Here is a 20,874-nt window from a genome sequence, read left to right on the forward strand (position 1 = left end):
GCTGCGAACATGCCTCGACCCACCGCCCGTGTGCTGACACTCCTAGAGCTGCTGCAGTCGGGCGGCACCCGGACGGTGGCCGAACTAGCCGACCGGCTCGGCGTCGAAGGGCGCACCGTGCGGCGGTATGTGGACCAGCTGATCGACCTGGACGTACCCGTGGAATCGGTGCGCGGCCGCTACGGCGGGTACCGGCTCGCCCCCGGGTACCGCTTGCCTCCGCTCATGCTCAGCGACGACGAGGCGCTGGCCGTGCTGCTCGGCCTGGTCGCGGGCCGCCGAGCAGGGTTGACGACGACGCAGCACACGGCAAGCGAGACGGCATCGGCGAAGATCCGGCGGGTGCTGCCCAAGCACATCGCCCGTCGGCTCGACACACTCCTGGAAGCTCTCGCCTTCACGGATCAGCCCGGCGAGTTCGACACCCCGGACGCCGAGGTCCTGCTCACCATCGCCGATGCGGTGCGCCACCGCCGACCGGTCTCGATCCGCTACACCGACCGCGACGGACGGCGCAGCGAACGCATGCTGCACGCGTACGGGATCGTCGCCCATGCGGGCCGGTGGTACGTCACGGGCAAGGACGCCCAGATCGGCCAGGATCGAACCTTCCGGCTCGACCGCATCGCAGACGCGCGGACCCTGCCAGGCTCATTCGAAGCGCCCGTGGGTCCCGGTCCGGCACAGCGCGTGTTGTCAGCGTTCGCCACGGCCGAGTACCGGCATGAGGTGACCTTGCGGATCCACGGGACGGTCGGGCAGATCCGCGCCCACCTTCCCGCCAGCGTCGCGAGCCTGGAGGAGTACGCGCCCGTGGCAGGCGAGGACCGGGCGACCGAGCGTTGGCTGCGCGTCGAGCTGCGGGCGGAGCGGCTCGACTGGTTGCCTCCGGTACTCGCCTCACTCGACCGGCCGTTCGTCATCGAGCGCCCCGACGAGCTGCGCGACCTCGTCACCGTGCTCGCCGATCGCCTCACGTCCTACGCCCGTCAAGCCTGACAGCGAGGAACCAATGTCATGAGATGGCACGGCTAGCGCGGGAAGACGATGGTCTTGTGACCGTCGAGGAGGACGCGCTGCTCGGCGTGCCACCGTACGGCGCGGGCCAGGGCCTGGCACTCGACGTCGCGGCCGATGGCGGCCAGGTCCTCGGCGGAGTGGGTGTGGTTGACCCGGGCCACCTCCTGCTCGATGATCGGCCCCTCGTCGAGGTCGGGGGTGACGTAGTGGGCGGTCGCGCCGATCAGCTTCACCCCGCGGGAGTGGGCCTGGTGGTACGGCTTGGCCCCCTTGAACGACGGCAGGAACGAGTGATGGATGTTGATCACGTTTCCGGCCAGCTTGGCGCAGAGGTCCTCCGACAGCACCTGCATGTAGCGCGCGAGCACCACCAGGTCGGCCTGGTAGTGCTCGACCAGGCTCAGGATCTCCGCCTCCTGGCGTGACTTGGTCTCGGCCGTGACCGGCAGGTGGTGGTAGTCGATGCCGTAGGACTGGGTCAGCGGGCGCAGGTCGGGGTGGTTGGAGGCCACCGCGACGATCTCGATGTCGAGCAGGCCGGAACGCGTGCGGTAGAGCAGGTCGTTGAGGCAGTGACCGAACTTGCTGACCATCACCAGCACGCGCGGCTTGACGGCCAGGTCGCGCAGCTTGAAATCCATGCCGAGGTCGGGGGCGAGCGCGGCGAAGGCGGTGCGGAGCTCGGCGTCGGAGATCGGGGAGACGAACTGCACCCGCATGAAGAACCGCCCGGCGACGGGGTCCCCGAACTGCTGGCTCTCGATGATGTTGCAGCCCCGCGCGGCCAGGAGGCCGGAGACCGCGGCCACCACACCGGGCCGGTCCGAGCAGGACAACGTCAGTACGAACTGGCCGGTGGAGCTCATAGGCCCCCCCCGCTCAGCCGCGCGGAGCCCGCACCGGGCCTTGTGGGTCGCTCAGTCATGCCTTCACCCTCGATGAGGTCGGATCGTACGGCGCCTTCACGCCGATCTGGGCAGAGTACAGCGCTCCGCCCACCTCCACCTGCACCGTGCCCACCGTGTGGTCGCCGACGAAGCCCAAGGCCACCGCCCTTCCGAGGGTGGGGCCGTAGGCCGCCGAGGTGACGTGTCCCGTGGGGACGCCGTCGGCCAGCAGCAGTTCGCCGCCCCAGAGCCGCGCGTCGGGGTCGTCCAGGACGATCGAGACGACCCGGCGGCCGGACGTCGCGGCGGCCGCCTGCGCTCCCCGGAAGGATCCGTCCTTCCTGCAGGTGAACCGCAGACCGGCCTCGGCCGGCGTGACGTCGGGGCCGAGCTCGCGGCCCCAGGCCCGGTAGCCCTTCTCCAGGCGCATGGCCTCGATCGCGTAGTGGCCGGCCTGGGTGACGTCTCCGGCGGCCAGCCCGCACCTCGGCGTCGACCAGCGGCTGCCAGTCCGGCCGCCCGAAGGTGTACGGCGCGGCGGGACCGAAGTAGTTGACCCGTTCCCAGCCCATCTTGGAGCCGAAGCAGGCTCCCGCGTCGCGGAGCAGGTGGTGGACCGGGGATCGGCGCAGCGGCCGGGCGGTCTCCAGCTCGCGGTTGGGCCAGGCCATGGCGTAGTGCAGGCCGAGGGTCTCCTTGACCCTGTCGTGCAGCCAGGCGTCGTTGCCCGCCCACGGGGCGAAGCGCCGCAGGTCGGCGGCCCACAGGTCGCTGGTCGGCTCGCCGTTGACGATCCACTCGGCCAGGGCCCTGCCCGCGCCGCCCGCCGAGGCGATCCCCGCCGAGTTGAATCCCGCGCCGACGAAGAAACCTCGCAGCTCGGGCGCCTCGCCGAGCAGGAACATGTTGTCGGGGGTGAAGCTCTCCGGCCCGTTGTAGAACATCCGCACGCCGGTGGTGTCCAGGGCCGGGACCCGCTGGACGGCGTTCTCCATGAGGATCGCGAACTGGTCCCAGTCCTCGTTCAGGAGCTGGAACTCGAAGGGCTCGGGGATGCCGTCCATGCCCCACGGTTTGGCATCCGGCTCGAAGCCGCCGACGACCAGGCCGCCGACCTCTTCCTTGAAGTAGGTGTAGCCGTCGGGGTCGCGCAGCACCGGCAGGTCGGGGTGCACCCCGGCGACCTGCTCGGTGACGATGTAGTAGTGCTCGGCCGAGTGCAGTGGCACGGTCACCCCGGCCAGCCTGCCCAGGGCCTTGGCCCACTGCCCGGCGCAGTTGACCACCGCCTCCGTCTCGATGTCGCCCTCGCTGGTCCGCACGCCCGTGACCCGGCCGTCTCGCACCGAGAAGCCGGTCACCTTGACGCGCTCGACCACCTGGACGCCACGGCGCTGAGCGCCGCGGGCCAGCGCCTGGGTGAGGTCGGAGGGGTTGGCCTTGCCGTCACCCGGCAACCAGACCGCGCCCGCCAGGTCGTCGGTGCGCATGGCCGGCCACAGCTCGCCCGCCTCCCGGGCGGAGATCAGCTCGCACTCCACTCCGAAGCTCCGCGCGGCCGCGGCGGTCCGCCGTAGCTGGGTCATCCGTTCGGCGGTCCGGGCGACGCTGACGCTGCCGCACCGCTTCCAGCCGGTGCCGAACCCGGTCTCCCGCTCCAGACGGCCGTAGAGGTCGGTGCCGTAGCGGATCAGCTCCGTCATGCTCCGGGTGCCGCGCAGCTGGCCGACGAGTCCGGCCGCGTGCCAGGTGGTGCCGCAGGAGAGCTGTCCCTGTTCGAGCAGCACGACGTCGGTCCAGCCGAGCTCCGCCAGGTGGTAGGCCACGCTGCAGCCGACGATGCCTCCGCCGACGATGACCGCCCGGGCACGCGAGGGGAGCACCTTGCTCATCGGCCGTCTCCCGCCGCCGGCTCGTCGCGTCGGATCCGCGCGTCCTTCAAGAGATGCTCCTCAGACGGTTCTGTCCCGGCCAGCTGCGCACGCCGCGCAGCAGGGCGATGAAGGCCTGCTCGGCCGGGGCCAGCAGGCGGTCCCGGCGGTGGGCGAGCACGATCGGCCTGGGGCTGGGCGCCGGGGCGACCTCCAGGGCGGCCAGCCGTCCGTCGGCCAGCTCCCGTTCGACGCAGTGTTCGGAGACCAGCGAGACGCCGAGCCCGGCCGCGACCGCCTGCTTGATCGTCTCCGGTCCCCAGATCTCGGCACGGCGGGCCTCGTCGAGTGCCCACACCTCCAGGGCCTGTTCCTGGAGCTCCCGGGTGGACGAGCCGGGTTCGCGCAGCAGGAACCGCTCCCCGGCCAGGTCGCCGGGCTCGGCCGTACCCGCTGCGGCGAGGCGGTGCCCGGGCTCGGTGATGAGCACGAGCCGGTCCTGCAGGATCGGCTCGTGCACGAGCTGGGCGGCGCCGGGCTCTCCGGCGAGCACGGCGACGCCGATCTCGCCGTCCACGAGCTGCTTTTCGACCTGCTGGCCGTTGCCGACGTAGATGCCGACCTCGATACCGGGGTGCTGGTCGCGGAAGGCGGCCAGCAGCGGCGGCAGCAGGTAGGTGCCGACCGTGGTGGTGCCGCCGGCGACCAGGGTCCCGGTCTGCAGGCCGGAGACCTGGCGGATCGCGGTGACGGCCTCGTCGGCCAGGAGGAAGACACGCTTGGCGTAGGCCAGCATGACCTCTCCCTCCGGGGTCAGCCGGATCCGCGCGCCGCTGCGGTCGATCAGGGTGGTGCGCAGTGACTGCTCAAGCTGGCGGACCTGGTGGGAGACCGATGGCTGGCTCAGGTAGAGCTTCTGCGCGGCGGCCGAGAAGCCACCGCACTCCACCACGGTCATGAAGATCCACAGGCGGTGCAGGTTGAGCTGCATGTCGTCCCTCCCCTGTCCCGGCCCGGGGCCTCACACGCTGCGAGCGGCGTCGATCGACTCGCGAAGCGCCTGTTCGAGCTGCTCCAGCCGATGCCAGGGGATCTCCCCCATAGTGCAGATGCGGAAGAAGTCGGCCGACAGCTGCCCCTGACCGGCGTAGATAACGTAGCCACGCTTCTTCAGCTCATCATGAAGAGCGACATACGAGACTTTGTCCGGAAGATGAATCATTGTGACGGTATTTGAACGGTACGGCTCGTCCACGAGCACCTTCAGCCCCAGGCGGGCGAACTGGCCGCGGACCAGTGCCGCCCGCTCCCGGTAGAGCTTGGTCCTGGCCGCGAAGCCGCCGCCCTCCTCGAACTCGGCGATGGCCTCGTCCAGGGCGTAGCAGACCTGCACCGCCGGGGTGAACGGCACGTCGCCCCTGCGCTGGCCCTGCAGGTAGCCGGCCGCGTTGAGGTAGAGCGACCGCACCGGGACCTCGGCGATGCGCTCGAGGGACTTGTCGCTGCACAGGATGAACGACATGCCGGGCTGTCCGTGCAACCCCTTGTTGGCGGTGCCGCAGATGACGTCACCGGCGACCTCGGCCAGGTCCTGGTCCTCGATCGCGGTCCCGCTGATCGCGTCGATCACGAACAGCGCGCCGGTGCCGGCGACGATCTCGCCGATCTCCTTGATCGGATTGATCAGGCCGGTGGTGGTCTCGTGGTGGACGCAGACGACCGCGTCCACGTCGTCGTGCTCGGCCAGCACGGCCTGGACGGCCCCGGGATCGGCCGGAACCGTCCACTCGCTGCGCACCTCGTGAACCGGGATGCCGTGCGCCGCCGCGATCTTGATCATGCGCTCGCCGTAGACGCCGTTGTTCACGACGAGGATCGAGCGGCCCTCACGGACGGAGCTGATCACCGCCATCTCCATGGCGGCCGTGCCCGAGCCGGTGACCAGCAGTGCCTCGTGGGTGTTGGCCAGGTTCAGGCAGCGCGGAAGCCCCTCGCGGATCCGGGTGAGCAACTCGGTGAACTCCGGCTCACGGTGGCACAGGTCCCCGCGGAGCAGGGCGTCCTTGACCCGCTGCGAGGTACACGCCGGTCCGGGGTTCAACAGAATGAGCTCTTCGTCCATCATCCACTCGGCCTCTGGGTAGGTGTGTCCGTATCGGTGTATTGGGGACGCTACCCATGGACCGCGAGCGAGGGCAGCCGTCATTCGCCTATGGACCCCATAGCCGAACCGGCCTTGCCCTTCACCTGCCGTTCAGTTGGGATGTGGAAGCGTGAGCCTGGTCGCCCTGACGTCGCTCGCCGGACTCTTCGCGGTCGTCACCGGCGTCAACGACGGTGGCGCACTGCTGGCGACCGGCCTCAAGATCCCTAGCATCCCGCCGATGACCGGCGTGATCATGATGATGGTCACGGTCGCGCTGGTCCCCCTGCTGACCCACCAGGTCGCCACCACCTTCACCACCCGGCTGGCGAGCCTGGAAGGTCCCTACGGCCAGGTCGCGCTGGTCGTCGCCGTGCTCTCCGCGTTGGCCGTCGTCGCGTTCCTCAGCAGCCGGGGACTGCCCACCAGCCTGACCCTCGCCATCGTCGGCGCCATCACCGGCGCGAGCCTGGGCTGGAACCTGCCCGTGTCGGGCGGCGCGGTGGTGTTCGTGCTCGCGGTCGCGCTGGCGGCGCCGTTCGCCGGCGGGCTGCTGGCGGTCGCGATGAGCCGGTTGCTCGTACGGCGGGCACACGGCCGCACGCTGCGACGGTGGCATCGCGCCGGCTTCGCCCTGCAGTGCCTGGCCTACGCGGCCAACGACGGCCAGAAGATGCTGGCCGTCTTCATGCTCGCCCTCGACCTGCGCACCCCCTCGCTCCTCGTCTGCCTGGTCGTGGCGGCGCTGTTCGGAGCCGGCGCCCTGTACGGCCTGCCGCGTGCCGGCCGTACCCTCAGCCGGGGGATCATCGCCTCGCGCCCGCTGCACGGCGTGACGGCCGAGCTGGCCAGCGGCACCGCCGTGATCGGCTGCGCCGTGATCGGCGCACCGGTGAGCATGACCCAGACGATCGCCGGAGCCCTCGTCGGCGCAGGGGTGGCCGAAGGCTCGGGCCGGGTGCGCTGGCACGCCGCCACGAAGATCGTCTTAGCCTGGACGCTGACGTTGCCGGTGAGCGGGCTGCTCGCGGCGACGGCGGCGCTCGTCGTCCGAGGAGTGATCGCGTGAAACGACTACGACGCGTGCGGGATCTGATGACGGGCCGGATGGACAGTGCCCTCGCCGAGGCGCTGATCGGGCAGCTGGAGGCCACGAAGGAGGGCGCCTGGCTGGCCGTAGCCATGATCAGCGGCGACACCGGCCGGACCGACGCCCACGAGCAGATGCGGGCCGTCGAGCATCGCGGCGACACCGAACGCGCCCGCCTGGTGGAGGAGCTGTCCGGCTCCCTGGTGACGCCGATCGACCGCGAGGACCTGTTCCGGCTGTCCCGCTCGATCGACGACGTGCTCGACTCCCTGCGCGACTTCGTCCGCGAGTCGCATCTCTACCGCGTCCGCGACCAACGGCGCTTCGCCCCCATGCTCGATCAGGTGATCGTCGGCATCGAGGCCCTGGAGTCCGCGGTCCGTGACCTGGCCTCCCGCCCGTCCGTGGTCACCCACGACGCGCTGGAGGCCAAGAAGGTCGGCGGCACCCTCCGGCGCATGTACCAGTACGAGATCGCCCGCATCTTCTCCGGCACGATCAGCGCCGAGACGATGAAGGAGCGCGAACTGGTCCGCCGCCTGGAGATCGTCGGCGCCGCGATCAGCGAGGCCGCCGACGCCATCGCCGACGGCGCGATGAAACGCTGACCTCCCCGCCCCCTTCCCGCGCGGCTCCGCACGCCGTCGGGTGGGAAGCGGGTCGGCGAGCGCGCCCGGGGCGGGCCGTACCCGATGACCCGCAGGGCGGGCCGTACCCGATGACCCGCAGGGCGGGCCGTACGGGATCGCCCGGGGGCGGGCCGTACCGGATCAGGTGGTACGGCCCGCCCGGTGGATCAGGAGACGCGCAGGTCGTCGACGGCCCAGTACCAGCTGTTGTCGGCGTTGTAATAGCGGAAGCGGACGGTCATCTTCGTGGCGCCCGTCGGGATGGTCACGGAAAGGGATTCGACCTTGGCCACGGCGTCGGCGGCGTAGACCTTCACGATCTTGGTGCCTCCTCGGTCGAAGGAGACCAGGACCTGGGCCTTCTGGTCGCCTTCCTGCCGGTAGTGGGTGACGTAGCCGATCCTCGCCGAGGAACGGCCCGCGACCGGGTAGGGCGGGCTGACAAGCGTGGAGTTGAAGGTGCCGGTGTCGTGGGAGCGGTCGTCCCACTCGTCGGAGTCGGCCACGGCGAACACGCCGCGGCCCCGGACGAACAGCTCCCGCCACTGGTCCCGCTGCGCGCGGGACCAGAACTCGTCCGTCGTGAACGACCAGCCGCGCCATTCCTCGACGCCGCCGGAGGGCAGGCCCCTGTTGTCCACCGACCAGCCGGCGGGCGGGGTGTGGGTGAACCCCCTGGCCTCGGTCGGGATGCCGCTCTCGTGAACCCGCCCGCGCAGGGACAGGCGGTCGAACGGGTCGGTGGAACGCCGCACGACGGACTTGCCGTCCAGACCCGCCGGAAGCGAAAGGCCCAGCTGGCCGAAGACCGTGGCGGCCACGTCCACCAGGCGGGTGTCGGAGGGGGTGGACCCGGCGGCGATGCCGGGGCCGGCGGCGAGGACGAAGGTACGGCGTTCCTCGATGCTGGAGCCACCGTGCCCGCCGACGTCGGTGTGGCCGTGGTCGGTGGTGACGATCACGGTCCATCGCTCGTTGTGGAAGGTGAAACGGCTCCGGATCGCGCTGAGGAGACGGCCGACGTAGCCGTCGACGGTGGCGATCGCGTTCAGGTAGGCCTGGCTGCCGGCGCCGCTGTGGTGGCCGGTGATGTCGACGTTGCCGAAGTAGACGAAGGCGACGTCCGGATCGCGCTCACGCAGCACCTTCTCGGAGACCTGGGCGATCCGTCCGTCCTCGGCGGGATATCCGGAGGTGTCGCCGTTGAGGACGATCCGCGCGTCGATGCCGGCGCCGAAGGTGCCCTGGTCGCCGAGGGCCTTCCAGTCCATGGCGGCGTAGGTGGAGTAGGCCCGGTCGACCTTCTCCAGCCGGGTGAGGAAGTCGGGGTAGAGGTCGTAGCGCTTTCCGGCGAAGACGTTGTTCCTGACCCCGTGCTTGTCCGGCCAGGTTCCGGTGGCGATCGTGGACCAGCCGGGACCACTGGAGGTGGCGGCCATCGGGTCGGTGTAGAGCAGGCTGGTGCCGAAGGCGCCGTGCGCGATCAGCGAGTCGAGGTTCGGCGCGTCGGCCGCGGCGATGCGGTCGTGGCGCAGGCCGTCCACCCCGATCACCAGCACCTTGCTCGCGCTGATGCCGTACGGGACGTCCGGCACCGGAATGGGGGCGGCGCGGGCGGCCGTGGTGTTCAGGATCTTCTCCGGCGCGGGGCTCGGGGCGGGAGGCACCGGCGTGGGAGTGCCGGGTTCGGCCAGGGCCGCCGTCGCCGGGATCAGGATCATGACCGCGACCGCCGCCGCCACCACCGCGTTGCGAAAACGCATGAACGTCCTTCCTCGCTGGGCCGGAGCATTCCGGCTCTACGCGAGGGACCTCCGGCACGGTTGACCGCGTAAAGGCTGCCAGGTTGAGGACGTCTCCGCAGGTCAACACGCTTTTCAGCAGTTGCTATAGACGGATTGGCCGCATAGATGGTGATAGCGTGCCGGGCTTATGAGCGACTCTCAGGCGAGCGTGGGCGACTCCCCGGCGAGCGACCGGGCCGCGGCGCGGGTGGTCTGCGTGGACGGTGACGGTCGGGTGCTGCTGATGCACTGGCATGACGCGGTCGGCGGCAGGAGCCTGTGGGAGCCGCCCGGTGGCGGGATCGACCCGGGCGAGAGCCCCTTCGAGGCGGCCCGGCGGGAGCTGACGGAGGAGACCGGGCTGCCGGGTGAGGCGGTGCTGGACCGGTGGGTGCCGGTGCGCCGGGAGTTCGACTGGCTCGGCGTCCACTACGCCAAGACCGAGCGGTTCTACCTGGCCCGGTTCGACGGCACCCCCGAGGTGGCCCCCGGCGCGTTCACCGCCGAGGAGGACGACACCTATCTGGGATTCGGCTGGTTCTCCCCGGCGGAGATGGCCGGGCTCGCCGACCCGCTGGAGCCTCCGGACCTGATGGAGGTCGTCTCCCGGATCACCCGGCTGGGCTGATCGGGCCGATCCGGGCCGATCCGGGCTCCCCGGGAAACTTCCCCGGACCTCCGAAGACCTCTCCTGCCCCCTCGCAGGGATCGCCGGGCCCTCTCAGGACAGGGTTCGGTCGGCGGGACCGTCGTAGTTGTCCGGTCCCTGCATCGCCAGGTCGAGCGGCTGGACCATGTGAGAGTTGGCCGAGGCGCGCCAGCCCTTCTCCCGGGTGGCCTCCTCGATGGAGTGGGCGCACAGCGACAGGGAGCGGCAGACGATGAACAGCGCCTTGAGCTGGAGCGGCTCATAACCCATGTCCAGGCCGATGCAGCCCATGGCGCCGGGGCCGTTGATCCAGATGCGACGGCCGAAGACGTCTTCGGTGGCGTCCTCCATCGCGCGGGCGATGGTGACGTACCGTCCGGTGACGCCCAGTTCGTCGGCGAGGCCGAGCAGGCGGACGGTACGGGGGTCGCGGATGTGCTGGGCGTGGTGGAAGCCGGGCATCCGCTGGCGGCGCTCGCGCATCTCCGCGACGACCTTGGCCGCGGCGTCGGCGTCGGCCAGCCCGTCGTGCTCGGCCCGCTCGGCCACCGCGAGGAACATCTCGGCCGGCCGGTCGGCGGTGCCGTGCAGGCGGCCGATGCCGGCGACGCCGGCGGCGACCGCGGAGTTGAGCTCGGCGCCGCCGGCGGTGGCGAAGCGCACGGTGGCCGAGGAGGGCGACATGGCGTGCTCGGCCATGTTCACCATGATCGCCTCGGTCATCCGGCCGACCTCGGGCGTCGGCAGCTCTCCTCGCAGCACGAGGTGGAAGTGCTCACCGAAGGTGATGTTGCCGGTCAGCTCGTTGACGTCGTAACCGCGTACGACGATGCGGTCCTTGTTCTTCCAGGCGATGGCCGTTTCCCAGGCGAACGGCTTCTTGTCGGTCAACGGGATTTCCTTTCGGGGAAGTACACGCACGCCGGGTCGAGCTCCTCGCGCAGCAGGCGCAGGTGCTCGGGGTCCGGTGGGACGACGGTGGTGAGTTCGGGGGAGAACGCCGGGGCGAACCCGGTGTTGTCGAGTACGGCCCGCACCGTGGCGCCGGGCATCAGCGCGGTGACCATGAGGGTCGAGTCCTCGGCCTCCATGACGCACAGGTCGGTGACGACTTTGACGGCCAGCGGCGGCAGCCCGGCCTCGGCGCGGGCGCCGGGACCCGACAGGAAGCCGGGGCTGGTGACGTAGTCGCAGCGCCGGGGAAAGCGCCGCCGTTCGTGGTCGGTGAGGACGACGACCTGGCGGCAGTGGCTGGCGATGTCGTTGGCGCCGCCGCTGCCGGGCAGCCGGACGCGCTCACCGCTGGAGCGGGGCACCCAGGTGGAGTTGATGTTGCCGTACTCGTCCACCTGGGCTCCGCCGAGGAAACCCGTGCGCACCAGGCCCCGCTGGACCAGGCCGCCGAGGGCCTCGAACAGCGAGCCGTGGCGGGAGGCGCCGTGCATCAACCGGGGGTCGACCACCGAGACGGGGGTCGGCACCACCCGGGGGAACATCACCCCGGACTCGATGACGAGCTTGGCGTCCGGGGCGTGGGTGCGCTGGGCCAGCGTCGCGGCGAGCAGCGGCAACCCTGTCCCGACGATCACCAGGTCGCCGTCCCTGATCTGCCGCGCTCCCTCGACCACGAGCAGCTCGCGAGGAAGAGCCCCGACGGTCTGGGTCGTCATGCCCGCTCCCGGCGGAGGCGGGTGGTGGACTCGCTCAAATGAGGCTCCTCATCTGGTCGGCCAGCCGGGACCGGAGCGAACCGCCGGGGTCGCGGAGGGCCAGGAAGGCATCGAAGTCGGGCCCGGCGTGCACGTTGGCGGTGAGCCAGTCACGTAGCTCTCCGTCTCCGGCCCTGCCGAGCGCCTGGTATTGCCTGATCTCCGATTCGGCGAAGTCGTAGGCGCGGTAGACCGAGGTGGGAAAGGCGCCGAACGGCTGCTCGACCACGGCCGTGACGTAGACCTCGGGAATCGTGACCTGCTCGGGCCGATCCGTGAACGTCCCCGCAGGGACGATCTCCTCGGCCGAGACGATCGTCGCCTTGGCCGCCCGGACCATGTCCACCTCGTGCGAGGTGACACCTTCAATGACGACATTTCCAGAAATGTCGGCTCGGTTCGCGTGGATGATCGCCACGTCCGGGGTCATCGCCTTCAGCAGCACCAGCGGACTGCCGCTCCACGGGTCCACCTCCTGCTGGGCATATCCCGCCGCCACCATGTCGGCCAGCAGGTCGGTGCCGAGCAGGCTGCGCGTCGGCAGGTACGGCAGGCCGAGCGCACCGGCCGCGAACCGGGTGGCCATGGCCAGGTGGCTGTGGTCGCCCACGCTCACCTCGCCCCGCTCCACCGCCCGCCGCCAGGCGAACAGCGTGCCGTAGCGTTCCAGGTTGCCGGTGCCCTGCTCGGTCCTGGCCACCAGCCCGGCGGCCACCAGCATGTCCAACGGCAGGGAGAGGTTGCAGCCGACCACGGTCAACCCGCCGATCCGCTGCCGGATCAGCTCGTGGACCAGGGCCATCGGGCAGCGGTTGATGTTCTGGCCGCCCATGCCCACGACCGCGCCGGGCTCGACGAACCGCGAGATCGCCTCCGGCGCGGTCAGTAGCTTATGCACGCCGACTTCCATTCGGTGTAGAAGTCCCAGACCTGCGGAGAGCACTCCGGCGGGCCGAACTGCGACATCTTCGAGCCCATGTGCGGCAGGTGCGCGTAGGCGCCGACCCCGGGCCGGTTGACGTGCAGCATCCCCGCCTCGAACCGCTCCAGCGCCTCGAACGCCTTGGACATGTCCGAGGTGAAGATCGTGCCGCTCATGCCGTACCTGACGGAGTTGGAGATGCGCATCGCGTCGTCGAAACCGTCACAGTCGACCACCGAGAGCACCGGGCCGAAGATCTCCTCCTGGGCGATCTCGCTGTTCCATGGCACATCGCGCAGCACGGTCGGCTGGACGTAGCAGCCGCCGGGCACGCCCTCGGTGTGGCGCCCGCCTCCCACCGCGACCTTGGCCCCCGACTCCTGCGCCGTCCTGATCGCCTCCAGGCAGGCCCGCATCCGAGCCTCGTTGACCACCGGGCCGATGTCGGCACCGGCGTCGGTGCCGATGCCGACCTTCAGCGCGGAGACCTTCCCGACGAGACGCTCCAGGAACTCCTCCTTGACCCGCACGTCCACCACCACCCGCGAGGTGGCGCTGCAGCGCTGGCCGGACTGGCCGAACGCGCCATGAAGGACGGCTCTGACGGCGTTTTCGATGTCGGCGTCGGCGAGGACCAGCACGGCGTTCTTGCCGCCCAGCTCAAGCTGGGTGCGCAGCAGCCGGGGCGCGCCCGCGGTGTGGATGGCCAGGCCGACCGGGAGGGAGCCGGTGAAGCTGACCCCGGCCACGCGCTCGTCGGCGACCAGCGCCTCGCCGGCGGCGATGTCCCCCTGCAGGAGGTTGAGCACTCCGGTGGGCAGGCCCGCGTCGGCGAAGACCTCGGTGAGCAGCGCGCCGGTCAGCGGGGTGAACGGCGACGGCTTGAACACCGCGGTGCAGCCCGACAGCAGCGCCGGGGCCACCTTCCACATGGGGATCGCCAGCGGGAAGTTCCACGGCGTGATCAGCCCCACCACACCGAGCGGCGAGCGGAAGGTGTAGGAGAAGGTCCGGGGCTCCTCGGCCGGGGTGGTATCGCCGTTCAGCCGCCGGGCCTCGCCCGCGGTGAAGTCGAGGATGGCCAGCGCGCGCCGGACCTCGCCGCGCGCCTCCTTCAGCAGCTTGCCCTGCTCCCGGGTGATCGCCTGGGCGAAGTCCTCGGCGCGCTCCTCGATGAGCCGCTCGGCGGCTCGCAGGTACTCCGCCCGCCTGATCGGTCCCAGCGCCTTCCAGGCGGGGAAGGCCGCCGCGGCGGCCTCCACCGCGAGGTCCACGTCGGCGCCGCCGGACTCGGCGAAGTCGCCGATGTGGTCCGACAGGTCACCCGGGTTGATGTTGGGCCGGGTCTGCCCGCTCTCCGGTGGGCGCCACTGACCGCCTATGTGGTTGAGCAGGTAGCGACTCTCCATCGGATTCCTTTCCACCGTGCGGCTGTCCTGGTCAGCCTCACCGCACGCTCCCCGCTCTCACAAGGGGGAATTAACCGATGCCCTCCATAGGCAGGGGCTATACCGCTTTGCCTATGGGCCGGATCAACAAATGACACGTTGGCCGGGCCGCGTCACTGGGCTAGACATTCGAAAAACATGTGGTCCTTCGCAGGCAGGTGCCGTTAACCCCGAATTCATCTGATCGAAACAGCCCGGTGGACTAATCGTCGATCAGGGAAGGCCGACAAACGCCATGGTTCAGTGCGTAAAGCTCCCAGAAGGGTATTTTCTATGAGAAATCTCCGCTTGCGCGTGGCCTCGGCGACCGTCCTGGCCCTGCTCTCCCTCAGCGCGTGCGGTGGCGCCGACACCGCCGGTGACTACGACTGGACCGCCGCGCCGGACGCGGGCAAGATCGCGGCTCAGGGGGCCGACCTGCCCACCTACGGCCTGGCCCCCGACTGGGCCAACTACGGCGAGGTCGTCAAGACGTTCTGCGCCAAGCACAACGGCACCTGCAAGCACGCCGACACCGACATGTCCTCGGCCGAGGAGATCCAGCGGATCGACGCGGAGAAGAGCAACCCGGTCGGCACCGCCAGCGACATCGGCCTGATGTGGGGCCCGGTGGCCGAGGCCAAGGGGGTCGTCCCCGCCTACCTGCCGCCGTCGGCGAGCAGGCTCAAGGACTGGCAGAAGGCCAAGGACGGCGGCTGGGTGGCCACCTTCGTGGGCGTGCCGGCGTTCGTGGTCAACACCGACAAGGTCGCCAACCCGCCGAAGAGCTGGGCCGACCTGCTCAAGCCCGAGTACAAGGGCATGATCGCCACGAAGAACCCGGCGTCCTCGGGCACCGGCCAGGCCATGGTCGTCGCCGCCGCGATCGCCAACGGAGGCGCGGTGGACGACCTGGCTCCGGCCTACGACTACTTCAAGAAGCTCAAGGACGCCGGCAACCTCAGCGACGTCAAGATGAGCGAGGAGAGCCTGGAGAAGGGCGAGGCCCCGATCCAGATCAACTACGACTTCAACGGTCTGGCCCAGAAGAGCGCGCTCAAGGCCAAGAACGTCAACGTGGAAGTGATCATCCCCGGTGACGGCTCCGTCTGGTCCCCGTCCGGCCTGATCATCAACAGGTACAACACCGCCAAGGGTGACTTCCTCAAGGGCTTCCTGGACTACGTCCTGTCCGACGAGGCCCAGATCCTGTTCGCCAAGTTCGGCGCCCGCCCGATCCGGGCCCTCAACGGCGACCTGCGACTCCCGGCGGAGGCCAAGGCCAACTGGCTGCCGGACGCCGCCTACGCGCCCGTCAAGGAGATCGAGATCACCAAGATCAACCCCGAGCAGATCGTCGCCGACTGGGAGGCAAAGGTCCTCGCGTGACCCAGCACATTCCTGACCCTGCGGCCGGAGGAGCGATCCTCCCGCCGCAGGCGGGTGCCGGCAGGGCCCTCACCCCGGGGCAAAACATCCCCACCCGGATAGGAAGCATCGCTTCCCCTGGGGGAGAATCCTCCACCGCAAAAAACACAGGTATGGATAAATCCTCTTTTGGAGGAAAAATCAGCACCCGCGACTTGTCTGGAGAAAAAATCACCACCCCGGATGGGACAACTCCTCCCTCGGTGGGGCTTGTCTCCACCCCGCCCGAACCGTCTTCCCCGCCCGCGGCCTCGATCCCGCCACGGAGCGCTCGCCGTACCAGGAAGATCCTGGCGAACTGGGCGCCCGCACTCCCCCTGCTGCTGTTCACGTTCGTGATGCTCGTGCTCCCCGCCACCCGGTTGGTCAACGACACGTTCGCGCTGCGCGGCGGCGGCTACGGCTTCGACAACATCCGGCAGGTGATCGGCAACCCGGTGGACCGGCAGGCCGTCGTCGGTTCCCTCGCCCTCGGCGTGGTGCAGGCGACCATCGCCACCGCGCTGGGCGCCCCTGCGGCGTGGCTGATCACCCGGATGCGCCTGGGCGGCCGGGCGTTCTGGCTGTCGCTGATGAACGTGGCCTCCAACTTCGCCGGCATCGGCCTGGCTTTCGGCTTCGTCGCGTTGATCGGCTCCACCGGCATGCTCACCCTGATCCTCGGCGGCGTCTTCGGGATCGACGATCCCTTCCCCTCGACCGGCTCGTTCACCGGGATGAACATCGTCTACCTGTACTTCAACGTGCCGATGTTCGTGCTGCTCACCCTCCCCGCGCTGAGCGTGCTCAAGGACGACTGGCAGGAGGCCGCGGCGGTCTGTCACGCCACCCGCCGGCAGTTCTGGCGCCACGTGGGCGTCCCCGTGCTGTCGCCGTTCGTGGTCGCCGGCTGGCTGCTCATCTTCACCTGGACGATCGGCGTCTACGCGGTGGCCTACGCGGTCGCGGCCAGCCCCGGCAGCCAGAAGCTCATCACCCTGCAGATCGGCACCACGCTGGAGTCGTCGGTGTTCGGCCTGGAACGCGCCGCCGTGCTGTCGGTGCTGCTCATGCTCCTGGCCGTGGGGGCGACCATGCTCTACCGGCTCTCACTGAGGCGGGCGCAGAGATGGCTGTGACCCCATGGACCGACCCGGCACGCGGCGGACGAGGAGCGGTGGGCGAGCGATGAGAAGACGACTCTTCCTGGGGCTGCTGGGCCTCTACTTCGGGCTTCCCCTGCTGGCGGCCCTGCTGTACTCGGTCGCGACCCGGTGGACCGACACCCCGCTGCCCGACGGCTACACCCTGGATCACTGGCTCGGCGTTTTCGGCGAACCGGACGTGACGGCCGCACTGCTGCGCTCCCTGCTGCTGTCGGCCGTGGTCGTGGTCGTCGACGTGCTGCTGGTGGTGCCCGCCGCCTACTGGTCGGTGGTGCACAATCCGAGGATCGGCTCGGTCGTGCAGACCATCGCGGTGATCCCGTTCGCCATCCCGTGGGTGGTCATCGGCGCCGGCGTCCAGCTCGTCACCGCGACGTTCGCCCCCGCCCTGTTCGGCACGTTCTGGCTGCTGGCGGCGGCGACGGCGGCCATCGCCTTCCCGTTCATGTACTGGGCGGTGGAGAGCTCGCTGCTGGCGGCGGGAGCCGTACGGCTCAGCGAGGCGGCCGCCACCTGCGGCGCGAGCCCCTTGCAGACCCTGACCAGGGTGATCCTGCCCGCGATCCGCGGTGGAGTCGTCTCCGGCGCGCTACTGGTGGTGGCCACCGCGATGAACGAGTTCGCGCTCGCCAAGATCCTGGTCGGAGCCAAGTTCGAGACGCTGCCGATCTGGTCGGCCCGCCAGTTCGTCTCCCGCACCCTCGGCGACCCCAACGCGCTCGCCGTCGTCACGATCTTCACCTTCGGTTTCCTGTTCGCCCTGTCCGCCCTGGTCGTCCATCTGGGACGCGGCCGGGTGAGCACCATCGGAAGGACTCTGCGATGAGTCACGTCGTCCTTGAGGGCATCACCAAGCGCTACGCCGGCCATGTCGCGCTGGCCGGGGTGGACGTCAGCGTGGAGCAGGGGGAGATGCTGGCCCTGCTCGGCCCGTCCGGCTGCGGCAAGACGACCCTGCTGCGCTGCATCGCCGGCCTCACCGAGTTCGACGGCGGGCGGCTGACCATCGGCGGCGCCGACATGACCGGCGTGCCGGTCCGCAGGCGTCCGATCGGCATGGTCTTCCAGTCCTACGCGCTGTTTCCCAACCTGACCGTGCGCGGCAACATCGGCTTCCCGCTGACCGTGCGCCGGGAGGCCAAGGCCCGGATCGCCACCCGGGTGGAGGAGATGCTGGATCTCGTCGGCCTCTCCGAGCAGGGCGACCGGCTGCCCAACCAGCTCTCCGGAGGCCAGCAGCAACGGGTCGCGCTGGCTCGCGCGCTGGCTCCCAGGCCCGAGGTGCTGCTGCTGGACGAGCCGCTGTCCGCGCTGGACGCCCAGGTCCGCCACCGCCTGCGCGACGAGGTCCGCCGCATCCAGCACCAGGTCGGCATCACCACGGTCTTCGTCACCCACGACCAGGCCGAGGCGCTGGCCGTCTCCGACCGGGTCGCGGTGATGAACGCCGGGGGCATCGAGCAGTGCGCCGCGCCCGCGGAGATCTACACCGCCCCCTCCACCCGGTTCGCGGCGGGTTTCGTCGGCAACCGCAACACCCTTGAACTGCAGGCGAGCGGCGGCCGGGTGACCGCGGGCGGCGCCTTCGACGTCGAGGCCCCCTGGGAGCGGGTGCTGTGCATGTTCCGTCCCGAGGACGTGTCGGTGTCCGCCGACGGCCCCGGTGCCCGCGCGGTCGTCGACGTCACGGTCTTCCTGGGCGCCACCACCCGCGTCTACCTCCACGTCGAGATCGACGGCTCCCCCGCCACCGTCTTCGCCGACCTCTCCTCCCGCGCCGCCGCGCCGCTGTCCCCCGGCGACGAGGTACGGCTCAGCGTGGACCCGGGCCACGTCCAGATCTTCCCCGCCTAGACGCGTCTCACGGATCCGCCCACCCACCGTGATCGCGCCATGATCGCGCTGTGATCGCGCTGTGGCCGCGGCACGGCCTCGCCATCGGGGATCTCAGCGGGCCACCGGCGCAGCGGTGACCACGACGTCAGCCGAGGCCGAGAGCGGCACGCACGTCCGGGTCCGCGGGATCGAGGTCGAGGGCGCGCCGCAGGTCGCCCTCCGCCGCCTCCGCCCTGCCCAGCGCCCGCAGCGCGGTCGCCCGGTTGAAGTACAGCTCCGGGCTCTCCTCGATCTCGATCGCCCTGGACAGGTCGGCCACCGCGCCTTCGGCGTCACCGGTCTCGTAGCGGAGGATGCCCCGGTTGGCCCAGGCCGCGCCGAGGCCGGGGGCCCTCTCCAGCGCCGTGTCGAAGGCCCGCGCGGCCTCCTCGAACCGCCCGGACGCGGTGTCCAGCTGCCCCTTCACGGTCAGCAGGTGAGGATTGCCCGGCATGAGCGCCAGCCCGGTCTCCACGTCGGCCCGCGCCTCGGCCTGCAGTCCGAGCATGGCCCGCACGCCCGCCCGGTTGATGTAGGCGTCCAGGTAATCGGGGTCCAGCTCCAGCACGTGGTCCAAATCGGCCAGGCCGGCTTCCAGCTCCCCCCGTGCGAGCCGGAGCTCGGCCCGGTTGTAGTAGGCCTCGGGCAGCGGCGGGCTCACCCGGATCGCGGCCTCGTAGTCGGCCAGCGCATCATCGGTCATCCCGAGCCGGAACAGGAGGTTGCCCCGGTCCAGGTAGTGGTCGGCGAAGAACGGGTCGGCGGCGATCGCCGCCGCGTAGTCGTCCAGGGCCTCCTTCGCCTGCCCCAGCTCGGCGAGGAGGCGACCTCGGTTGGCGTGCAGCACCATGCGGTGGATCGGATGCCGTTCCGGCGGCAGGTCCTGCCGCGCCAGCTCGATGGCCGACTCGACCAGCGCGAGCGCCCTGCGCGGCTCCCCCCTCCGCGTCTCGATGAGAGCCTGCCCGTTGCGGTCGAAGCCCAGCTTGAAGGCGCGCTCCTGCCGGTCGGGCAGCAGGGTGGAGATGGCCACGGCCTGGTTGATCCAGCCCATGGCACGTCCCAGGTCCCGTTGGGCCGGATCGGGGTGACGGGCGTCGAGCATGGCGGTGCCGTACGCCGACGCCGCGTGCACCACGGGGTCCTGGCTGCCACGGCGCGCGCGTTCGTACAGATCACGGGCTTCCTCCGGGCGCGACAGCGCCGCCAGGGCGGTGGCCGTGCGCTGCGTGAACCGCCACCAGAGGTCGGACCCGGGCTCGGCCAGCCGTAGTCCGCGTCGCCCCAGCTCGCCCACCGCGTCGAGGAAGCCCTCCCGGACGCAGTGATCGACGGCCGTCCACAGCGCCTCGGCTCCACGACCCCGGGGATCTGCCCCGTGTTCCCGGTGGAAGGGGACGGCGCCCAGGCGGGGGGAGAACTCGCCGGTGGACTCCAGCTCATCGGCCCGCAGGTCGTGCAGCCGAGCCCGCTCGGCCGGGTCCAGCACCTCGTAGGCGGCGCGCGACCGCTCGTCGGTGCAGTCGGAGGCCACGTGGGCGGCGGCGGTCGGCGGCACGGGCGTGCGGCTCTCGTGAGCCGGCACCGGCTCGAATTCGGCCTCAAGCGCGAGTTCGGGCTCGGACTCGGGCCCGCCGGGGCTCGCCACCCGGCCGCGAAACCAGCGCGGCGGCGGCCGCCTCGACCGGAGCACCACCGCCAGCAGCGCGGGGTCCAGTCGTCTGACCAGCACCGCGAGCAGTTCGAGATCGGTCGGGTCGGCCTCGTCGACGTTCTCCACGACCAGCGTCCGAGGTCCGCTGACACCCACGAACGCGCCCAGAAACTCCGCCACGCCGTTGGCCAGCCGCAGCGTGCGGCGGGGCGCGGGCACGAGGATCCGCTCGTCGTCATCGAGACGCGCGTCCACGGTCTGCCGTCGCGCGGCCACCCGATCACGTAGATCGGGGGCCACGCTGCGGATTTCGATGTCGTGGAACGCGACGCGCTCGGGAAGCCGCTGCAAAGCCTCAGGGACGACCGCGCGCAGGATCGCGCCACCGACCGTGTAGGGCCCACGTGACCGCCGGTGGCCGTTCACCACGAGGGACGACGGATCCGTACGGTCACCCGTAAGCGGCCCGATCGCCCAGAGGTGGTCCCTCACCCTTTATGGATGACGCTGGAAGCACCACTCAGCCGGGTTGTGCCGGGTTTGCGAACAATGATCTTCTTCATCGTACCCCCCACGGGAAAATGACTACAGGTACGAAGAATAAGTATTCTTGCATTTCGCCAGATCGCAACGCTCAACGA

At 70.4% G+C, this 20,874-nt stretch carries 18 protein-coding genes and 1 pseudogene; 8 read left to right on the forward strand and 11 right to left on the reverse strand.

What is annotated here, in order from left to right:
• Positions 1-9: 9 nt before the first annotated feature.
• Entirely contained in the window at positions 10-999 is a 990-nt protein-coding gene (locus ACQPYK_RS37920; RefSeq protein ID WP_433242354.1) for a helix-turn-helix transcriptional regulator, read from the forward strand.
• Between the two features lie 32 nt (positions 1,000-1,031).
• On the opposite strand, the gene purU is transcribed toward ACQPYK_RS37920, so the two are convergent.
• The 5 genes and pseudogenes from purU to ACQPYK_RS37945 all read right to left on the reverse strand — a co-directional run bounded on the left by purU (position 1,032) and on the right by ACQPYK_RS37945 (position 5,903).
• The gene (gene purU, locus ACQPYK_RS37925) at positions 1,032-1,886 is read right to left on the reverse strand and encodes a formyltetrahydrofolate deformylase (RefSeq protein ID WP_433242357.1); all 855 of its coding nucleotides are present in this window, start codon (positions 1,884-1,886) and stop codon (positions 1,032-1,034) included.
• A gap of 55 nt (positions 1,887-1,941) precedes the next feature.
• Entirely contained in the window at positions 1,942-2,337 is a 396-nt protein-coding gene (locus ACQPYK_RS37930; RefSeq protein ID WP_433259036.1) for a glycine cleavage T C-terminal barrel domain-containing protein, read from the reverse strand.
• A gap of 202 nt (positions 2,338-2,539) precedes the next feature.
• Positions 2,540-3,799 (reverse strand): annotated as a pseudogene (locus tag ACQPYK_RS37935) (FAD-dependent oxidoreductase); the annotation flags it as partial.
• 46 nt (positions 3,800-3,845) lie between these two features.
• Entirely contained in the window at positions 3,846-4,769 is a 924-nt protein-coding gene (locus tag ACQPYK_RS37940; protein WP_433242360.1) for a LysR family transcriptional regulator, read from the reverse strand.
• Positions 4,770-4,799: 30 nt separating this feature from the next.
• Positions 4,800-5,903: a pyridoxal-phosphate-dependent aminotransferase family protein gene (locus ACQPYK_RS37945; RefSeq protein WP_433242363.1), complete on the reverse strand. Its 1,104-nt coding sequence runs from the start codon at positions 5,901-5,903 to the stop codon at positions 4,800-4,802.
• 148 nt (positions 5,904-6,051) lie between these two features.
• Between ACQPYK_RS37945 and ACQPYK_RS37950 the strand changes: the two genes are divergently transcribed.
• Both ACQPYK_RS37950 and ACQPYK_RS37955 read left to right on the forward strand, forming a co-directional pair.
• On the forward strand, positions 6,052-6,990 hold the full coding sequence (locus ACQPYK_RS37950; RefSeq protein WP_433242366.1) for an anion permease: 939 nt from the start codon (positions 6,052-6,054) through the stop codon (positions 6,988-6,990).
• Positions 6,987-7,619 carry a DUF47 domain-containing protein gene (locus ACQPYK_RS37955; RefSeq protein WP_433242369.1) on the forward strand — a complete coding sequence of 211 codons (633 nt, stop codon included), beginning with the start codon at positions 6,987-6,989 and terminating at the stop codon, positions 7,617-7,619. The genes ACQPYK_RS37950 and ACQPYK_RS37955 overlap by 4 nt, the downstream gene beginning before the upstream one ends.
• 188 nt (positions 7,620-7,807) lie before the next feature.
• Here ACQPYK_RS37955 and ACQPYK_RS37960 read toward each other — a convergent pair whose 3' ends face one another.
• Positions 7,808-9,403, reverse strand: coding sequence for an alkaline phosphatase family protein (locus ACQPYK_RS37960; protein ID WP_433242372.1), 1,596 nt, complete (start codon positions 9,401-9,403; stop codon positions 7,808-7,810).
• A gap of 169 nt (positions 9,404-9,572) precedes the next feature.
• On the opposite strand from ACQPYK_RS37960, the gene ACQPYK_RS37965 reads away from it, so the two are divergent.
• A complete protein-coding gene (locus tag ACQPYK_RS37965) occupies positions 9,573-10,052 on the forward strand; it encodes an NUDIX hydrolase (RefSeq protein WP_433242375.1) in 480 nt (159 codons plus the stop codon).
• 93 nt (positions 10,053-10,145) lie between these two features.
• Here ACQPYK_RS37965 and ACQPYK_RS37970 read toward each other — a convergent pair whose 3' ends face one another.
• The 4 genes from ACQPYK_RS37970 to ACQPYK_RS37985 are packed head-to-tail and all read right to left on the reverse strand — an operon-like array spanning position 10,146 to position 14,113.
• Positions 10,146-10,964 (reverse strand): citrate/2-methylcitrate synthase, encoded by an 819-nt coding sequence (locus ACQPYK_RS37970; RefSeq protein WP_433242378.1) that lies wholly within the window; start codon positions 10,962-10,964, stop codon positions 10,146-10,148.
• The gene (locus tag ACQPYK_RS37975) at positions 10,961-11,743 is read right to left on the reverse strand and encodes a CoA-transferase subunit beta (RefSeq protein WP_433242381.1); all 783 of its coding nucleotides are present in this window, start codon (positions 11,741-11,743) and stop codon (positions 10,961-10,963) included. The genes ACQPYK_RS37970 and ACQPYK_RS37975 overlap by 4 nt, the downstream gene beginning before the upstream one ends.
• Before the next feature lie 34 nt (positions 11,744-11,777).
• A complete protein-coding gene (locus ACQPYK_RS37980; protein WP_433242384.1) occupies positions 11,778-12,680 on the reverse strand; it encodes a CoA-transferase in 903 nt (300 codons plus the stop codon).
• Positions 12,665-14,113: an aldehyde dehydrogenase family protein gene (locus ACQPYK_RS37985; protein WP_433242387.1), complete on the reverse strand. Its 1,449-nt coding sequence runs from the start codon at positions 14,111-14,113 to the stop codon at positions 12,665-12,667. The genes ACQPYK_RS37980 and ACQPYK_RS37985 overlap by 16 nt, the downstream gene beginning before the upstream one ends.
• Before the next feature lie 312 nt (positions 14,114-14,425).
• On the opposite strand from ACQPYK_RS37985, the gene ACQPYK_RS37990 reads away from it, so the two are divergent.
• The 4 genes from ACQPYK_RS37990 (at position 14,426) to ACQPYK_RS38005 (ending at position 18,558) form a co-directional block, all read left to right on the forward strand.
• Positions 14,426-15,520: an extracellular solute-binding protein gene (locus ACQPYK_RS37990; RefSeq protein WP_433242390.1), complete on the forward strand. Its 1,095-nt coding sequence runs from the start codon at positions 14,426-14,428 to the stop codon at positions 15,518-15,520.
• Positions 15,521-15,762: 242 nt separating this feature from the next.
• Positions 15,763-16,677 carry an ABC transporter permease subunit gene (locus tag ACQPYK_RS37995; protein ID WP_433242393.1) on the forward strand — a complete coding sequence of 305 codons (915 nt, stop codon included), beginning with the start codon at positions 15,763-15,765 and terminating at the stop codon, positions 16,675-16,677.
• Positions 16,678-16,726: 49 nt separating this feature from the next.
• Positions 16,727-17,530, forward strand: a complete 804-nt coding sequence (locus ACQPYK_RS38000; RefSeq protein ID WP_433242396.1) for an ABC transporter permease — start codon at positions 16,727-16,729, stop codon at positions 17,528-17,530.
• Entirely contained in the window at positions 17,527-18,558 is a 1,032-nt protein-coding gene (locus ACQPYK_RS38005; RefSeq protein ID WP_433242399.1) for an ABC transporter ATP-binding protein, read from the forward strand. The genes ACQPYK_RS38000 and ACQPYK_RS38005 overlap by 4 nt, the downstream gene beginning before the upstream one ends.
• A 127-nt stretch (positions 18,559-18,685) precedes the next feature.
• On the opposite strand, the gene ACQPYK_RS38010 is transcribed toward ACQPYK_RS38005, so the two are convergent.
• The gene (locus tag ACQPYK_RS38010; RefSeq protein WP_433242402.1) at positions 18,686-20,725 is read right to left on the reverse strand and encodes a tetratricopeptide repeat protein; all 2,040 of its coding nucleotides are present in this window, start codon (positions 20,723-20,725) and stop codon (positions 18,686-18,688) included.
• Between the last annotated feature and the right edge of the window lie 149 nt (positions 20,726-20,874).

Origin of the sequence: Streptosporangium sp. CA-135522 (assembly GCF_050949235.1) — a bacterium.
Classification (GTDB): Bacteria; Actinomycetota; Actinomycetes; order Streptosporangiales; family Streptosporangiaceae; genus Streptosporangium.

Bases quoted from the DNA above. Each gene is read 5' to 3' on its own strand.
- ACQPYK_RS37920 (WP_433242354.1), top strand. From the start codon at position 10: ATGCCTCGACCCACCGCCCGTGTGCTGACACTCCTAGAGCTGCTGCAG.
- purU (WP_433242357.1), bottom strand. From the start codon at position 1,886: ATGAGCTCCACCGGCCAGTTCGTACTGACGTTGTCCTGCTCGGACCGG.
- ACQPYK_RS37930 (WP_433259036.1), bottom strand. From the start codon at position 2,337: ATGCGCCTGGAGAAGGGCTACCGGGCCTGGGGCCGCGAGCTCGGCCCC.
- ACQPYK_RS37940 (WP_433242360.1), bottom strand. From the start codon at position 4,769: ATGCAGCTCAACCTGCACCGCCTGTGGATCTTCATGACCGTGGTGGAG.
- ACQPYK_RS37945 (WP_433242363.1), bottom strand. From the start codon at position 5,903: ATGATGGACGAAGAGCTCATTCTGTTGAACCCCGGACCGGCGTGTACC.
- ACQPYK_RS37960 (WP_433242372.1), bottom strand. From the start codon at position 9,403: ATGCGTTTTCGCAACGCGGTGGTGGCGGCGGCGGTCGCGGTCATGATC.
- ACQPYK_RS37965 (WP_433242375.1), top strand. From the start codon at position 9,573: ATGAGCGACTCTCAGGCGAGCGTGGGCGACTCCCCGGCGAGCGACCGG.
- ACQPYK_RS37975 (WP_433242381.1), bottom strand. From the start codon at position 11,743: ATGACGACCCAGACCGTCGGGGCTCTTCCTCGCGAGCTGCTCGTGGTC.
- ACQPYK_RS37985 (WP_433242387.1), bottom strand. From the start codon at position 14,113: ATGGAGAGTCGCTACCTGCTCAACCACATAGGCGGTCAGTGGCGCCCA.
- ACQPYK_RS37990 (WP_433242390.1), top strand. From the start codon at position 14,426: ATGAGAAATCTCCGCTTGCGCGTGGCCTCGGCGACCGTCCTGGCCCTG.
- ACQPYK_RS38000 (WP_433242396.1), top strand. From the start codon at position 16,727: ATGAGAAGACGACTCTTCCTGGGGCTGCTGGGCCTCTACTTCGGGCTT.
- ACQPYK_RS38005 (WP_433242399.1), top strand. From the start codon at position 17,527: ATGAGTCACGTCGTCCTTGAGGGCATCACCAAGCGCTACGCCGGCCAT.